Here is a 16,811-nt window from a genome sequence, read left to right on the forward strand (position 1 = left end):
CATAGATTTTTTAAAAATCATTGGAATACATTGATGTATAAAAACGTAATAGAACTCAAAAAAGCTCTTCTCCCCAAAACTGTAACTTTAAAAAGAAACTTCAAATTATTGATCAAATAAAATGCCTTGCTCTAATGAAGAATGTCAAAATAGTCAAAGCCTGAGATAGCTATTCAATCTAAAAATACCAAGATTGACTCATTCAGAAAATAGCACAATAACCTCTTATATAAATGAAATTTCTAATGTGAGCAGCACTAATTTAAGAATGGATTCGTACTGTAAAAACATAAAAATATAGAAACATATTCTCTGATTGCATTCAACTGATTTACAAATCTCTGTAAATCAAATGCTTACTACCATATCGCAAATCCCTTCTCTTCTAAGTAAGGGTATTTTTTGCTTAAAAAGCATACTCTAAAAACGCGGGCTCCACAGATCCACCCCAAATAGAATGGTAATTGGATACCAATATTTCTGCATCTGTTTGACCCACTGCAATTACTGCTTCCAAAGGATCAAGAAAATGCGTTTCATCACAACCATCAGCATCATACTGCTTACGATTTTTTAAACCCTTACGTGAAATAGCAACAGCCTGACGTGCTAATTCTAAAATGATAGTCTGACGAAAAGGTGCTTTTAGCCCCTCTTTAGGGACACGTTCACGCATATCCAAAACTTCTTCAAAACACCAATCTTTTGTCAAAGCCTCCGCCTCATTCAATGCTTCACTATCATAAAGGAGGCCAACCCAAAAAGCAGATAACGCACAGATATGCCGACAAGAACCACCATCAGCACCTCTCATTTCCAAAAAACGCTTTAAGCGTACTTCGGGAAACAAAGTCGACAAATGATTAATCCAATCTCCTAAAGTTGGCGTCGCATCTGCAATCTGCCCTTTTAGCGCTCCATTCATAAATTGACGAAAAGTCACATGTGTACAATCATGATAATGCCCTTCACGCACAACGAAATACATCGGAACATCTAGTGCCCATTCAACGTAATCCGAAAAACCAAATCGCTCAGAAAATACAAAAGGGAGTATCCCTGTCCTCTGATTATCAGTATCCCGCCAAATGTTAGAACGCCACGACAAAAAACCATTTGGATACCCTTCCGTAAAAGGAGAGCGGGCGAAGAGTGCTGTCGCTATAGACTGCAACTTCATGGATACCTGCATTTTTCGCCGCATATCACTTTCAGATGAAAAATCAAGATTAACTTGGATAGTTGCTGTCCGATACATCATATTCAGACCATCATAGCCAACTTGCGGCATATAATTCGTCATAATCCGATAACGCGACTTGGGCATTCGCGGCGTTTCAGCTAAAGTCCATTTTGGGCTAGCACCAATGCCTAGAAAACCAATCCCCAATGGCTCTGAAATTTTTTTAAGGAGAGTCAAATGCTCCATGACCTCACAATACGTATGGCCTATTGTTTTCAACGGAGCACCAGATAATTCAAACTGCCCTCCAGGTTCCAAAGAGATTGCACCTTGACCAACTGATCCTACAAGCCCAATAATATTTCCTTCATCTATAATAGCCTTCCATCCTAGAGCTTCTTGCATCCCTTCTAAAAGCGCACGAATACCTTTTTCCCCTTCATATGGAACAGGACGGAGACCATTTACATAAAATGGAAATTTCTCATGTTCTGTACCGATACGCCAATCGTTTTCTACTTTACAGCCCCCTTGAAAATAGCTAACCAAAGAATCTAAGTTGTGAATTTTACGTTCATCAGTCAAATCAAGCGCCATAACTTATTGTATCCTATCATTATAATTCCATTACTTTAAATGAAACGTTTTGAATGATATTACAAGATTCTTAATTAATTGACTTGTTTTCTATCGTAGCATTAATAAGAGCCAATGCAGCAACGGCTGCAGTATCAGCGCGTAAAATACGTGAACCTAACGACATAGAAATAACAAAAGGGTGCTTCTTTAAAAATATACGTTCTTCTTCACTAAACCCACCTTCGGGCCCAATAAGAACGCCAAGCGGGGTCGTTCCGTGCTTTTTCAAAAGAGAAAGCGAATTATATGTTTCGTGTGACTCATCACAAAAAAACAAAGAGCATGTTTCATCCCAATGCGCTAAAAGCGTTTTTAATGATATAGCAACTTTACATTCCGGCAAAGATAAAATTCCGCATTGTTCAGCAGCCTCAATGATATTAGCCTCTACGCGCGCTACATTGATACGCGTAACTTGAGTATGATGCGTTATCACAGGCTGCAAAACAGATATTCCCATTTCTACAGCCTTTTGTATCATGTAATCTAAACGCGCATGTTTGAGTGGAGCAAAACAATAAATAAGACCTGAAGAGCCTGTTTGCAATCTTTCCTGTTGAATAATCTGCATAACCACAATTTTTTTCTGAATGCTAATAAGCTTGGCAAGCCACTCACCGTCTTGCCCATTAAAAAGCAAAATTTCAGCTCCCTCCTTCATACGCAAAACATGTACGAGATAAGAAACTTGTGAACCCTCTAACACTATTTCTTCATTTAATGCGAGTGGTTGTCGAATGAACAACCTTTGAAGTTTATAATTTGCGCGCATAAAAAATCGTGCCAAAGCCAACTGCAATCGTCAAGAAAACAAGGAGAAAAGCACAATCAAAATAAAAAATCAAACGCATAGAGCAAAATATATTGAAAAAATAATAGAATTTTTCGCCTTTATTAAATAAATAATGGAACAAATAAAATGTTAAATGATTCTTCTTTCATGAAAATTTATAACAAAATACATTCATCATTGCCCCTAATGGCTTACCTTGTAATTGGAGAAAAATATGTCTGCAAAAAAAGCTACAGCTATTACTATTTCTACAGTTTTAACCTTTATTCTGATCACTGTAGGAATTGGCTCAGTTGGAGCAGATGAAAATGTGACAATCTCCGAAGATGGCTACGGCATCTCTTCTCAGTTTCAGTAGACACATACCTATATGTCCTGATAATTTTATACCAAAATAATATTCTAGTTATTTTCTAAAATGACTGTGGGTCATGAGGGTTCAATTGTTATTAGGATTTATCTTAACCAAAAAATTTCCGAAAGTCTGCCCTGTGGGATTAAGTGCAAAAACAAAGGGATACGCAAGACTATTAGCAAGACACTGAACATCTTTGCATAAAGTCTCTGAGCGATTGTTTTTTTGCAATCGAGCCTGTAATGTCAATTCATCTAGCTTATTTGTAGCATTAGAAGCTGCAATTCTTTTCTGAAGAGATAAATTCCAATCCGCCGTATGCATTAATAATTCTGTTACCGTCATCATACCATCTGAAAAACTTGCTTTAATATTCAAACGATCAAAGGACGTTGAAAGCAGATTGTCGTGTGTCAAAAGAAACTGCTCATTTTCTAAAAGTTTATGCTGCAAATCATCTAAATCATATCCCAATAATCGTCCAGAAGCCATATCCAATGTTAATTGACCCTGCATCTGCACAAGGCTTTTTGACCAACCATGCGCAAGCATTTGCATCGTCACAATCAAATTGGTTTTAGCCTGCACGAATGGAGACAATCCTAAAGCTCTTGAGACAGCCTGAGCATCAACAGAAATACCCGAAACACGACCTTCAACGCGTATTTTTTTACCATCTGGCACAATTTGAATATTGCTCTGTACAGATCCACCAAAAACATGAGCATTTCCAAGATCAAAAATACCTTGTCCATTTCTAATCTGTATTGCAGCTGCTAAATTAGTAAGAGTAATGTCCTCTACTGTTGCTTGCGGTGCTGAAAGTCGCACATCTAACCCTATGCGATCGAAAAATGTCATATCAAAAAATTTATTCTCTTCTTCAACTGAAGAGAATATCGTTTTCAATATATTAATGTCCAGATTATCAAAGCCCAAAGATCCGCTTATAACAGGCACATAGTTTTGAATATCGAGCTCTAACGCTCCACGCGCACTTGCTGCGCCCATTGAAAATACAACATTATTCAATTGGATACGCGTTGGCTGCGCTAAAAAACGCGATTCCCACACAATAGGTATTTTTAATCTATGATCCCAAAGCTGATGCTTACCAATCCAAGCCAATGTCTGATCTAAGCCCGGAGAACGCATTGATATCTTTCCATCAAAAATATAATATTCAGATAATCTCGCTTTCCCTGTAAACGTTATACCTCCACGCAAAGAATTAAAACTCGCTCTAAGCTGGCTTTCCCCTCCCGCCAAAAGCAATAAAGCCTGATCAGCATTAATCAATAATTCCGTCAACTCTCCATGCCAACGAGCACTTGCATGAAACCGCGCAGACTGTGTCGATTCAGGCCAGTCTATAGCAGCATTTAATCCTGTTATTTTTTCCGACACACCAGAAAGATTATTACGATATACAAGCGAACCATTTTCAATCACAATACGCCCAAAAGGTTGGTTTAAAAGACGCGTTACATCTGGATGATCAGGATTGCGCTCAACAATTTCACGAGCATTACGTATCGCTAAACCTAATGTCCCTTGAGACCGTGAAAGCGTATCAAAAAAACCAGTCACTGTTTTAACAGGCTTTTCCATAACAAATTGTGGACGTACAATTCGCGTCTCTGAAAAAGAAACACGCCCCCAAAGGAGATCAACAAGAGAAAGATCAACTTCTATCGATTCAGCATCCATCAAAGGTATAACATCATCAATGTCGGGAGTTAAAGTAACACCTGAAAGAAATGCTTTCGGATAGGGGAAAAGATTCAACCGTGGAGGATTACGCAATTGCACATTATGACCAGTCCATGCACTCAAATCCTGCGCTAAACGGATACGAATTGCATCTGTTGATACGACATAAGGCAACACAAGAACAGCAGCTCCAAATAACAAAATGACTGCAATAAAAATTCCGATTAAAAATTTTATTATCCCAACGTACACAATTTTCCTCTATACTTTCATTTCTATCATAAATATACATCAGATAATAATGACAACTAAAAAAGATCTTTATAATTCTAAAATCCGTTATATCTATTTAATAGGCCAATTATTCTCCTTCTTATTCAAACTTTGTTGGAACAGCAACGTTACTGCTTCTTCAGAAGATATTATTTTAAATATTTTTACAAAGTTAAAAAATACACAAAAATCATTCATCTATCTTTCTCGCTATAAATTAAATATTGCTATAAAACTTTATGTTTATTATCAGAAAGTGCTTTACAGAATACCAAATACTCCTATCGAAAGGATCACCTTATGAACAATATTATTGACGGAAAAAAACTTGCTGAAGACATTCTTGTTAAAGTGAAGAATGAAACACAAAAACTCCGCAATAAATACGAAATACAGCCTGGTATCGCTGTTATTATTGTTGGAGATGATCCTGCAAGCCAAATATATGTCACATCAAAAAGTAAAAAAGCTGAAGAATGCGGTTTTTTTTCAGTTAAGCATATGGTTTCCAAAGAAATACAAGAAGAAAAGCTTCTTCAGCTCATCGAAACACTCAATGCTGATCCTAAAATCCATGGTATTTTAGTACAGCTTCCCCTACCTGCCCATATTAATACAAACAAGGTCACACAAGCCATTGCCGTTCAGAAAGATATTGATGGTTTTCACTATATCAATATAGGAAAACTTGCAGCTGGTGTATTTGAAGATACAACCATTCCCTGCACACCAGCAGGTGCTATGATGATGATTGAACAACTATGCGGACGAGATTTGTCTGGTCTTGATGCTGTAATCGTTGGGCGCTCAAACATTGTCGGAAAGCCTATGGCAGCCCTTTTAACAGCAGCCAATGCTACTGTGACCATCGCTCACAGTCGAACCCGTGACCTTGATGAAGTATGCCGCAGTGCTGATATTTTAGTGGCTGCTGTTGGCCGTCCACAATTGATAAAAAAAGAATGGGTCAAAGACGGTGCTATTGTCATTGATGTTGGCATTAATCGAATTGAAGCGCCAGAAAAAGGCAAAAACAAAACACGTATTGTCGGTGATGTCGATTTCGAAGAAATAAAAACGAAAGCTTCAGCTATCACTCCTGTTCCGGGTGGAGTTGGTCCTATGACTATTGCTATGCTCATGGTTAATACACTTAAAGCTACTACTCGAGCCCATAATTTATCCCTACCACAAATCTAACAATTTTAGAAATCTCGCTGCTTCGCAAATAATGCAAAGCCTCCGTGAAGGTTTCAATGACAGATGTTGGTGCTTGCACTTTTGCCTTACGTAATCTCAACGATAAAAAGAAAAAATAAATTTATGTTTCCTTCAATCCCTATTGCCATAAAAATAAGATACTGGAATAACTTTACAGATCATGAACTTATTTATTTTTCCACTCTACTAATAAAGAAACCTTCACTATTCATGTAAACAGATCCCAACAGAACATTAATTCTCTTTGTTTTGCATAATAATCAATTAAAAACGATCCATAAGAGAAAACCAATTCATTGCTAAAAATACAAGCGGAAAACGCAAAATTTTTCCACCTGGAAAGGATGAAATCTTTAAATCTTGAAAATATTTAAAACGCTCATGCTTCCCAGATAGCCACTCAGCATATAATTTTCCCATAAAGGGAGCAAGCGTAACTCCATGCCCAGAATATCCACCACAATAAGTGATCCCCGGTTTAAGTTGGCGCACATAGGGCATACGCTCAACTGTAATTGCCACCGTAGCTCCCCAATAATGAGTCAAATTTATAGACTGCAACTGTGGATAAACTTCAATAATCTGTCGACCTATACGTGCACCTAAATTAACCGGATGTTGATTATCATAACTTTCTACCCCACCAAATAATAGGCAATTATCAATACTCTTCCGAAAATATCGAACCATAAAACGGGAATCATCCACCGCTTCCCCCCTCGGAAGAATAGAGCTATGCTTTGGTAATGGTTCAGTTGCTCCAATATAAGAGCGAATAGAAACAATATTTTTTTCAACAAAATGCTGCAATCCCAAATTATATGCATTGGTTGCCAATAAAATATTCTCCGCTGTAATGTTCCCTCGTTTTGTCGTCACTATGCATTTTCCATTATTCTGCTCTACCGCTGTTGCCTGCGTCTTCTCATAAAGTTTAGCACCAGCCTTTTTTGCTTTTTGAGCCAACCAAATAATCAGTTTTAAAGGATTGATATGACCAGTATCTGCATCATAGATACCCCCCTGATAAAAAGAGGATCCTAGCCGTTCATCAACTTCAGCCTTATCCATAGAAGTAAGACCATGATAACCATAACGCTGCAATGTCTCGACATGCTGTTGGTAAGCCCTTATCTCACGTTTTTTATGTGTAACGGATAGCTGGCCTACCATAAAGTCAATATTACAATCGGGCATAGCACACCAAGATAAAATATCTCTTTTGGCCTCTTCAGCTAAATCAAACAGCGCTTTGCTTCGTTCAAAACCGTATTTTTTCTCCAGCGTTTCCACCCATTGTCTTTGACCTGTTCCCAATTGTCCACCATTCCGCCCAGAAGCACCATCACCAAAACGGGATGCTTCACATAAGACAACGCTCATTCCCTCCTTAGCTAAATGATAAGCAGCTGAAAGCCCTGTAAAACCACCTCCAATAATCGCAACATCACACTGTATGTGTTCGCTAATAACCGGATAAGATGGACGTTCTTCTAAAGCATCTTCATACCAAGAAGTTCCTGGAGAAATCGGATTATAATCAATCATAGTAATAAGACTTAAACATTAAGCAAGAGATATTCACGCTCCCATGGACTAATAACTTCCATAAAAGTTTCAAATTCCTGTCGTTTAATAGCAGCATAAGTGCTTACAAACGCATCCCCTAAAATAGCACGCAATGTTTGATCTTGTTCAAACAAGTTGACAGCCTCAATCAACCCACGTGGTAATTCAATGTTATCAGCATTTACAGTTTTTGCCGCCGGCTCATCTGGTTCAATCTTTTGCTGCAAACCGACGAGACCACAAGCCAAAGAAGCAGCAAGTGCTAAATAAGGATTAGCATCTGATGAAGGAAGCCTATTCTCAACACGCCGTCCCTGCGGAACAGAACGTGGCACACGAAAAGCTGTGGTACGATTATCATATCCCCATCGCAAATTAACCGGAGCCGATCCACCGGGCATGAGACGCCGATAAGAATTAACATAAGGAGCAAGCATAACAAGTACTCCAGCCATATGCCTTTGCAATCCACCAATAAAGTAGCGAAAATATATACTTTCCCTACCATCCTGCTCCGTAAAAATATTAGTACCAGTTTTTTGATCTATAACGGATTGGTGAATATGCATAGCAGATCCTGGCTGTCCCTGGATAGGCTTTGCCATAAAAGTTGCATACATATTATGTTTAAGTGCCGCTTCACGAATAGTTCTCTTAAACATAAAAACTTGATCCGCTAATTTCATAGGATGGCCATGACGTAAATTAATTTCAAACTGACCTGCCCCTTCCTCATGAATAAGGGTATCAATTTCCAACCCTTGTTCTTCAGAAAAATGATAAATATCATCAATTAGCTCATCAAATTCATTAACCCCAGCTATGGAATACCCCTGTCCGCCACCAATCGAGCGCCCAGAACGACCAACTGGAGGCTCTAAAGGATAATCAGGATCAGGATTTTTTTGCACCAAATAAAACTCAATTTCTGGTGCGACGACCGGTTTCAAACCCATTTGAGTATAAGAATCAATCACTTTTCGCAAAACATTGCGCGGTGTATAATCAACCGCTTGTCCATTTTGATATACAAGATCGCAAATCACTTGTGCTGTAGGAGCATCTTCCCATGGCACAATGCTCAATGTAGAAAGATCAGGCTCAAGACGCCAATCACCATCCGTTTTGGGATATTCGAAACCATTGCCATCTTCAGGATAATCTCCTGAAATGGTTGCCATAAAAACTGCTGAAGGCAAGGCCAATGATGTATCTGATATAAATTTTTTAGAAAGCATCATTTTACCACGAGCGACCCCCGCCTGATCTGGCGTGATACACTCAATATCCTCCACATTTCGGAATGCAAGCCATTGTGAAACTTGCTCCCAATTGTTAACACCACATAGATTTGTTAAAAAATCGGGAACAGAATTACAATCCTTGCTTTTCATTTTCTCATTATCTCTTACAGCCATAACATATTACCCTTAACAATCCATCAAGTCTGTCTTGTTATGGCATCATTTCATACATAAACGCCGCGCAAAACTTCATTCCCTTGATTGTTTAAGTATGCCATAAACTTTATCAAGATAAAACACGCCGCCCGCTCTTTTGAAGCTGCTTATATATCAAAGTTAACGAGAAAATGGTACGGTTGGTGGGATTTGAACCTACGACCTCTGGTGCCACAAACCAGCGCTCTAACCAGCTGAGCTACAACCGCATAAATAAATAGCAAACATATCACAACCATTTGCTATGGAGATCAATACCTACTTTCTTCTTGTGTCAAATACGTAAGATCAGAAGAGTTTGCAAGCCCCTTTGAAAAAATCCTGCTGTTTTTATTAAAAAATAACAGTTTTATCACACGGGAAGCGTACGTTTTGCCCAATTATCAACACTCTGATCACGATAAGCTTGTATGGAATCGGCACCATCTTTTAGCATAATCTGTAAAATGTCTTTCATAATGGTTACAGCAAGATCAGGCCCTTCATAAACCATTCCACTATATAATTGGATTAAGTCTGCCCCAGCCTTAATTTTTTCCAAAGCTGTCTGTGCATCCCGTACACCACCAACACCAATAATTGCAATATTCTTGCCTAATTTTTGGCGCATTTTTGCAAGTACGATGGTAGAACGCTCAAACAGTGGACGCCCTGAAAGCCCCCCCTGCTCACCAATTAAGGCACTATTCCGAAGACCTTGACGCGAAAGAGTGGTATTGGAAACAATCAAACCCTCAAAATCAGAAAGTTTTATTTCTTCAGCAATATCGTCTAATTCTTTCTCTGTTAAATCCGGAGCAATTTTCAAAAAAATCGGAATAGAGAACCCGTACTGTTTCTTTTGTTCACCACGCACTTGTGAAATCGCATTAATCAAAAGACGCAAACTAGCCCGCGCCTGTAAATCTCGTAAACCCGGTGTATTAGGTGAAGAAATATTTACTGTAAAATAATCAGCAACATTATAAAAACGAGCAATACCAGCAGTATAATCGTCAATCTTTTCAACTGTATCTTTATTAGCACCAATATTGATCCCAACAATCCCAGCAAAGTTATATGCGTTAAGCCTGTCGTAAACAATTTGATGACCATCATTATTGAAGCCCATTCTATTTATAATTGCTTCATCTTCTATCAAACGAAAAAGTCGTGGTTTTGGATTTCCGACCTGCGGTCTTGGCGTAACTGTACCGATTTCAGTGAAACCAAATCCTAAACGTAAAACAGCATCGACAACCTCTGCATTTTTATCAAAACCTGCAGCCAGACCGACAAAATTTTCAAACTCAAGACCTGCAACAGTTACCCTCAAACGCGTATCAACAATCTTCTGACAACTGTTTAATCCACTTTTTAACCCAGCAATTGCTAAACGATGCGCACGCTCTGGATCCAACATAAATAAAGCAGAACGACCAATACAACGAAAGAAACTCATCAATCTTTCTCCACACAATAAAAACTATCTTTTACATTTCATTTAAATGCTTTAGCATCACAAATCGCTATAAAGGAAACAGCATCCAAATGAAGGATAAATCACCACTGCAAAAAAGCTAAATTAATCTAAACTTTATCAAATGCTGTAGTATTAAGCCAGACAAAGCATTCTGTTAGCGCTCTTAACATATCCTATAGGGAAATATTGTTGATGTCTGCCATAACAATATAATCCTTCAGAAAAATAAAGACCTCTCTTTCCTTTTTCATCAAAAGCGATAGTTTTAAAATATCGTATCTTGTATACATAGACAGGGAGACGTCATGCTTAAAGAATTCAAAGAATTTGCCTTAAAAGGCAATATGGTTGATCTAGCCATCGGTGTGATTATAGGAAGCGCTTTTGGCGGTTTGGTCAATTCACTTGTTAATGATATTTTTATGCCAATCATTGGCTTTATCACAGGTGGTATTGACTTTTCTAATATGTTTATTCAGCTCGCTGGCGAAAAACAAGCAACATTAAGCGCGGCAAAAGAAGCGGGAGCGACTATTAGCTATGGAAACTTTATAACACTGCTCATCAATTTTCTCATTATCGCTTGGATCCTTTTTCTATTTGTCAAAGGTATGAATAAAATGCGTCAACAACAAAAAGCAGAAACATCCAAAGCCATGTCTCTTGAAGAACAACTTCTAACAGAAATTAGAGATCTATTGATTCAAAAAAAATAGATTTATCTCACTTCATTCACGGAACACAGGAAAAAACATTTCCACAGTTGTTCCGAGATTGGGTTTTGAAAATAAGAAAAATTGACCACCATTCTCTTCTATCACTGTCTTACACAGTGGTAATCCTAGGTCAGTTTCAACAAATACGCCGTCACCACACCAACCATCTTTGTGCTCTATCTGATCATAAGGTTGCAGAGCCTTTACAACTTCTTTATCATTCATTCCTATACCATTATCGCTAATTGAAATTTTTACACGCTCTTTTCCCCCATCAGAAACATGAATCACAATCTGCCCCCCTGAAGGTGTAAAACGGATAGCATTAGAAAGAAGATTCCATATAATCTGCCGAAATATTTGTTGCGATATACGAATAAATGGTACATGCACCGGTGCAACAATACGCATAATAATACCATTACAATTCGCTTGCGTTTCAAGAAACGCTATAGTAGCACGCAAATAAGATGTCACATCAAATGCTTGAACTCTCAAGGACGTATCATTTCGATTCTTTGTATTACAATGATTTTCCTTCGAACTCGCTAGTAATTGATTGATCAGTGATAAAATATATTGTCCTAAGGAAACAATATCGCATAAATATTTACGATAACACTTATTTTCTATTAAACCAAAACGGCCATCTTTCATAATTTCCGCAAACCCAATGAGAGCATTCAAAGGTGTCTGCATTTCATGCACGACTTCAATCATTTGATTGTCTTCTGCTTTGTGAGCTGGAGGTAGTGTCATATCTGTCATATTACGCAGTATAACAGCATAATAATCTTGTTTTGTTAAAGGTACAATCATCATAGAAACCGTTATATTCTCATGATTTTTTGTCACCAAATCAGCCATCTCTCCCCAATTTAAAACCTGATTTGTTCTCTTTGCACGCATTAACTCAAAATATTTTTCAACCAAAGCTCGACTTTGCAAGGTAAATAATGATGTTAATGGCTGCGCCAATAATTCATCTATTTTACAATCAATTAATGCCAGAATAGTATCACTAGCTGATTGAATAAAACCCTGTTCGTCAAGCCACAAAATACCATCCATTACCGTATCTAATAACGATAAAACCACTTCTGGTTCTTCCATTAGCACCTGTGCTATCATATTTTCAGGCAATGTCTGTTCACGTGGCAACTGCACGGCCAATTCATCAGCAAAATTCTCCTTCCCAACAGGCAAAAACAATTCGCCACGCAATCGTTGTGCAATTTCTTGAAAAGCTAAACGCTCTATCTCTGAGAGATTTGATGGCACTGTATGCAGCTTCTTATCTTTTCCATTTGATATTTTTTCTTGCAGTTTCAAAATACCAAAACCCCGAAATCCCTTGAGCCGATTCTTGGTATCAAAAACTGGTAAAGCAGATAATTCAACATCAAGCCGTTCCAAACAATCATCAACAGGCCATTGAACTTTCTGTTCGCTCCAAGGGGTCGCTGCTTTAATAAAGTCACCTAATTCCCGATATCGTTCATCACTAAATTGATGAGCAAGTCTATGAAAATCAGCTCCTAAAATACGAGAAGATATAGGTCCAACAGTTTCCGTCAATTCTTTTGAAACCTCGCAAAACCGACCATCTGCATCCATTTTCCAAATAAACCGCCGCGGCAAAAGACTTGGTGTAAAGCTAAAAGGCTTTTGGCTGCTATCCGAATCATCTGCATCTAATTGTGCACATAAAACCAGAAAACTTGCCGGTCTTACTCTCAAACGGATAACACCAACATGTACGTTGATACCTGCTATAGGTAGAACTGTTTTCACAGAAATTTCATCATTAATTGTTTGTAATAGAATTTTAAGCGTTGCATCAACAAAACAAAAATGGGAAGAAGCTTCCTGCACAATTGCATGTTCATCAATGATAGCAACAGACCATGTTGCATCATCTAAACCAGCGATAAGAGAGACATCTTCTTTTCGCAAAGCTTCAAGCAAAAATGCTTGACCTATACCCGAAATATCAACAGAGATTACAGAGAATTCCGCATAATCCTTCACACCTCTCAATACGACAGAGCTTGCACATTGAGCACTATGCAATATTCGATGACGCACCACTTGGTTTAAAAAAGGCGGTTGTGTAACCACATCCGCAACAGAAGAAAAGCCAAAAAAATACGCTGCAGCACCATTAGACCAAAGAATATTTCCACCATCAAACGAAATCACAAAAGCCTTTTGCCCACGGATAAAGGCTTGTCTAATTTCTGTACATTCTAGATAATCTAAAAATGCCAAAGCCATTTCCCCAACCTCTCTCTTGAATGTTCACCTATATTGACACAATTAACGTATAGAATAGCATTCCTGCTCTGTCGCTCTCCCTATTAAACCTTTTTAATAATTTACGGTAAAAAAAAATAAGAGCGAAACAATGCCGCTCTTGTTAAATAAAAACTGGAATTTTTAAAACTGTTGTTTTTATACGCTTTTTAGATCACCTTGATTATTGCATCCACTGAGCAAAATTTCACGTTTTCCCACATGATTAGCAGCCCCGACAATGCCTTCTTCTTCCATCCGCTCAACAAGGGAAGCTGCCTTATTATAACCGATTGCAAGCCTGCGTTGTATATAAGATGTTGAACATTTTTTATCACGAACTACAAGCTTAACAGCTTGCACATAAAGCTCTTCACTATCCCCATTAGAGCTTCCTGCCGCAACAATTTCAGCAACTGCATCAGAATCCGCTGTTCCGTCATTATCGTCTTCACTATCTGTAACCGTTGCTAAATATTCAGGTTTTCCTTGTATTTTAAGATGTTCAACCACAGCTTCCACTTCTTGATCAGAAACAAAAGGTCCATGAACACGCACAATGCGTCCACCGCCAACCATATGCAACATATCCCCCTGACCTAAAAGCGTTTCAGCACCTTGTTCTCCCAAGATTGTACGACTATCAATTTTCGATGTTACCTGAAAAGAAATTCGCGTCGGGAAATTCGCCTTAATCGTGCCTGTGATCACATCAACAGAAGGGCGTTGCGTTGCCATGATCAGATGAATACCCGCAGCACGTGCCATTTGTGCTAAGCGCTGAATAGCACTCTCTATTTCTTTACCAGCGACCATCATGAGATCAGCCATTTCATCAACAATGACAACAATATAAGGTAGCTGCGTCAGGTCCATTGCTTCTTCATGATAAAGCATTTCTCCACTTTCTTTATCAAAACCGGACTGTACAGTGCACATAATTGTTTCACCTTTTTCCCTTGCAAGCGCGACCCGTGCATTAAAACCGTCAATATTACGCACACCTAATTTAGCCATTTTGCGGTAACGATCTTCCATTTCGCGCACGGCCCATTTTAAAGCTGTCACAGCTTTCTTTGGATCCGTCACAACAGGTGTCAACAGATGTGGAATGCCATCATAAATGGAAAGCTCTAACATTTTAGGATCAACCATAATCAAACGACACTGTTCTGGCGTCATTCGATAAAGAATTGATAAGATCATTGTATTGATAGCAACAGACTTTCCAGATCCTGTTGTTCCTGAAACCAACAGATGAGGCATTTTTGCCAATTCTGCAATGACAGCTTCACCATTAATCCCCTTCCCCAAAGCTAAGGCTAGTTTAAATTGACTGTCACGAAAAGTTCTCGATTGGATTAACTCACGTAAATAAACAGTTTCACGAACTGCATTTGGCAATTCAATCCCAATAACATTACGTCCAGGAATCACAGCAACACGCGCAGAAATCGCAGACATAGAACGAGCAATATCATCAGAAAGACCAATAACTCGTGATGATTTCACCCCAGCAGCAGGCTCAAATTCATACATTGTCACCACTGGACCTGGGCGAACATGAATAATTTCACCCTTAATTCCAAAATCTTCTAGAACGCTTTCTAAAAGCCCTGCACTGCGCTCTAATGTTTCCTGCGAAATAATGGTATCATCATGAAAGACAGGCTCCTGTAAAAGATTAACTGGAGGGAATTCATAAGTATCATAGGCAACAGATCGAAAACTTGGCATAGAAACAAAATCACTGCTACGGAATGGCGTATTAACAGCTTTCTGTGTATTTTCTTTTGTTTTTATCACTGGAAGATCAGCAACATTGTTATCATTGACCACAATACCCTTCATATCGCTTTCTTCCTGAACTGAAACTTCAATGACAGGGAACTTTTGGGCTTGTTCAACTTTTTTCTTACTTTCAAAAACAGCATGAGTGCTATGCACCTGCATTTCTCTAATATTTTTGCTTTCTGTAGAGTTCAAATTAGAAATTTCCTCAGAACTCTTATTGGAATCTTCTGAAACAGCTGAATCACAGAACTGAGGTAAACGACATTCAAGCACACGGTAACAGGCAATAATTTCTTCATCAAAAACAGAGAAATTTTCCGAAGCAACTTCATTATTTGTGACATCAATATTTGTGCTATCCATTACTGTTTTTTCTTTTTGTGACATCCCTATACTGATTTGTTCCAAGATAAAAGGCGCGCATTCAAAAAATGCATTATCAGACAGATAAACAACAGGTTTTACTTTTTGCACGACACTTTCTACTGGTAAGATATGCTTCCCTGTATTTTTTTCGATCGGCGTGCTAACAACCTGTTGAATAGATTTTCCAATAACTGTTGAACAATACAGCGACTCTTTATTTGCAATGGATTGAGAGTTTATCTCATCTGTCAATTGGGATTTCATTGCCTCCTTAGTCGTTTTTGTAATGCCTGTGTATTTTTGCTTTTCTTGCAAAGCTTTAAACCGTTTTGCAAAAATTGGATCTGTTTCTATGCGACGGCGTAAAATTTCAACTTCTGGCGTCCGCGTGAAACGCACATTTTGCCCAAGTGTAAATGCTTGTTTCCATACATCCGGATAAGAAAATATATCCGAAATGCTTGAAGATGATTTTTTTTCTGATGCACCTTCTGCATTCTTATCAGCAACACAAGATGTAGAAATAGATTTTGTTTTCAAATTACGCATGATACCCAACAAAATTATAGCAATGAGACCGATTACTTTGTTTAAGAGAATGCGTAGATATTATAGTATGAAGGTTAATAACTTTTTGCTAACGATTAATTTTTAACAAAAAAAATCCTCCCTCTAAACTCTGTTTATAAACAATTCAAATGAATCAAATACTTTCGGTATCCTCATTCCATAGGAAAGCTTTAATCCTGATATCCAGCTTGATTTTTAACAAGAGCTCATTAATCAACTAGGCCTTTTATATATATCCAATCTCTTCGCTCCTCTTAACATTGTTCTCACTCCGCGTTTGCTGCAAAAATTACAAATTATTGTCTTTCCTCCAATTTGGTATAAATTTCACCATTTCCAAATTCTCCATTATACTTCGTAATAAAATCAGTTGCCCCTGTACCCCATTAAAACCTGTACCCC

At 38.1% G+C, this 16,811-nt stretch carries 11 protein-coding genes and 1 tRNA gene; 3 read left to right on the forward strand and 9 right to left on the reverse strand.

Features of this window, described 5'->3' with window-relative positions; translation table 11 throughout:
• Positions 1–406: 406 nt before the first annotated feature.
• Both NPX98_RS00095 and NPX98_RS00100 read right to left on the reverse strand, forming a co-directional pair.
• Positions 407–1,780, reverse strand: coding sequence for a glutamate--cysteine ligase (locus NPX98_RS00095; protein ID WP_269021915.1), 1,374 nt, complete (start codon positions 1,778–1,780; stop codon positions 407–409).
• A gap of 70 nt (positions 1,781–1,850) precedes the next feature.
• Positions 1,851–2,594 carry a 16S rRNA (uracil(1498)-N(3))-methyltransferase gene (locus NPX98_RS00100; RefSeq protein WP_269021916.1) on the reverse strand — a complete coding sequence of 248 codons (744 nt, stop codon included), beginning with the start codon at positions 2,592–2,594 and terminating at the stop codon, positions 1,851–1,853.
• A gap of 235 nt (positions 2,595–2,829) precedes the next feature.
• On the opposite strand from NPX98_RS00100, the gene NPX98_RS00105 reads away from it, so the two are divergent.
• Complete coding sequence (locus NPX98_RS00105) at positions 2,830–2,973, forward strand: hypothetical protein (RefSeq protein ID WP_269021917.1); 144 nt, start codon at positions 2,830–2,832, stop codon at positions 2,971–2,973.
• A gap of 81 nt (positions 2,974–3,054) precedes the next feature.
• Here NPX98_RS00105 and NPX98_RS00110 read toward each other — a convergent pair whose 3' ends face one another.
• A complete protein-coding gene (locus NPX98_RS00110; protein ID WP_269021918.1) occupies positions 3,055–4,935 on the reverse strand; it encodes an AsmA family protein in 1,881 nt (626 codons plus the stop codon).
• A gap of 321 nt (positions 4,936–5,256) precedes the next feature.
• Between NPX98_RS00110 and folD the strand changes: the two genes are divergently transcribed.
• A complete protein-coding gene (gene folD, locus NPX98_RS00115; RefSeq protein ID WP_269021920.1) occupies positions 5,257–6,156 on the forward strand; it encodes a bifunctional methylenetetrahydrofolate dehydrogenase/methenyltetrahydrofolate cyclohydrolase FolD in 900 nt (299 codons plus the stop codon).
• Positions 6,157–6,441: 285 nt separating this feature from the next.
• Here the strand turns inward: folD and NPX98_RS00120 are convergent, their stop codons facing one another.
• From NPX98_RS00120 to NPX98_RS00135, 4 genes are all read right to left on the reverse strand, one after another.
• Complete coding sequence (locus NPX98_RS00120) at positions 6,442–7,725, reverse strand: NAD(P)/FAD-dependent oxidoreductase (protein ID WP_269021921.1); 1,284 nt, start codon at positions 7,723–7,725, stop codon at positions 6,442–6,444.
• An 11-nt stretch (positions 7,726–7,736) separates the two neighbouring features.
• Positions 7,737–9,164 (reverse strand): glutamine synthetase family protein, encoded by a 1,428-nt coding sequence (locus NPX98_RS00125; protein ID WP_269021922.1) that lies wholly within the window; start codon positions 9,162–9,164, stop codon positions 7,737–7,739.
• A 174-nt stretch (positions 9,165–9,338) separates the two neighbouring features.
• A tRNA-His gene (locus NPX98_RS00130) sits at positions 9,339–9,415 on the reverse strand.
• 143 nt (positions 9,416–9,558) lie between these two features.
• Positions 9,559–10,647: a quinone-dependent dihydroorotate dehydrogenase gene (locus tag NPX98_RS00135; RefSeq protein ID WP_269021923.1), complete on the reverse strand. Its 1,089-nt coding sequence runs from the start codon at positions 10,645–10,647 to the stop codon at positions 9,559–9,561.
• Positions 10,648–10,973: 326 nt separating this feature from the next.
• On the opposite strand from NPX98_RS00135, the gene mscL reads away from it, so the two are divergent.
• Positions 10,974–11,384 carry a large conductance mechanosensitive channel protein MscL gene (gene mscL, locus NPX98_RS00140; protein WP_269021924.1) on the forward strand — a complete coding sequence of 137 codons (411 nt, stop codon included), beginning with the start codon at positions 10,974–10,976 and terminating at the stop codon, positions 11,382–11,384.
• 12 nt (positions 11,385–11,396) lie between these two features.
• On the opposite strand, the gene NPX98_RS00145 is transcribed toward mscL, so the two are convergent.
• Together NPX98_RS00145 and NPX98_RS00150 are read right to left on the reverse strand one after the other, a co-directional pair.
• Entirely contained in the window at positions 11,397–13,661 is a 2,265-nt protein-coding gene (locus NPX98_RS00145; RefSeq protein ID WP_269021925.1) for a sensor histidine kinase, read from the reverse strand.
• Between the two features lie 177 nt (positions 13,662–13,838).
• Positions 13,839–16,388: a DNA translocase FtsK gene (locus tag NPX98_RS00150; protein WP_269021926.1), complete on the reverse strand. Its 2,550-nt coding sequence runs from the start codon at positions 16,386–16,388 to the stop codon at positions 13,839–13,841.
• Between the last annotated feature and the right edge of the window lie 423 nt (positions 16,389–16,811).

The sequence above is a fragment of the Bartonella sp. A05 genome, assembly GCF_026930145.1.
Lineage (GTDB): Bacteria > Pseudomonadota > Alphaproteobacteria > Rhizobiales > Rhizobiaceae > Bartonella.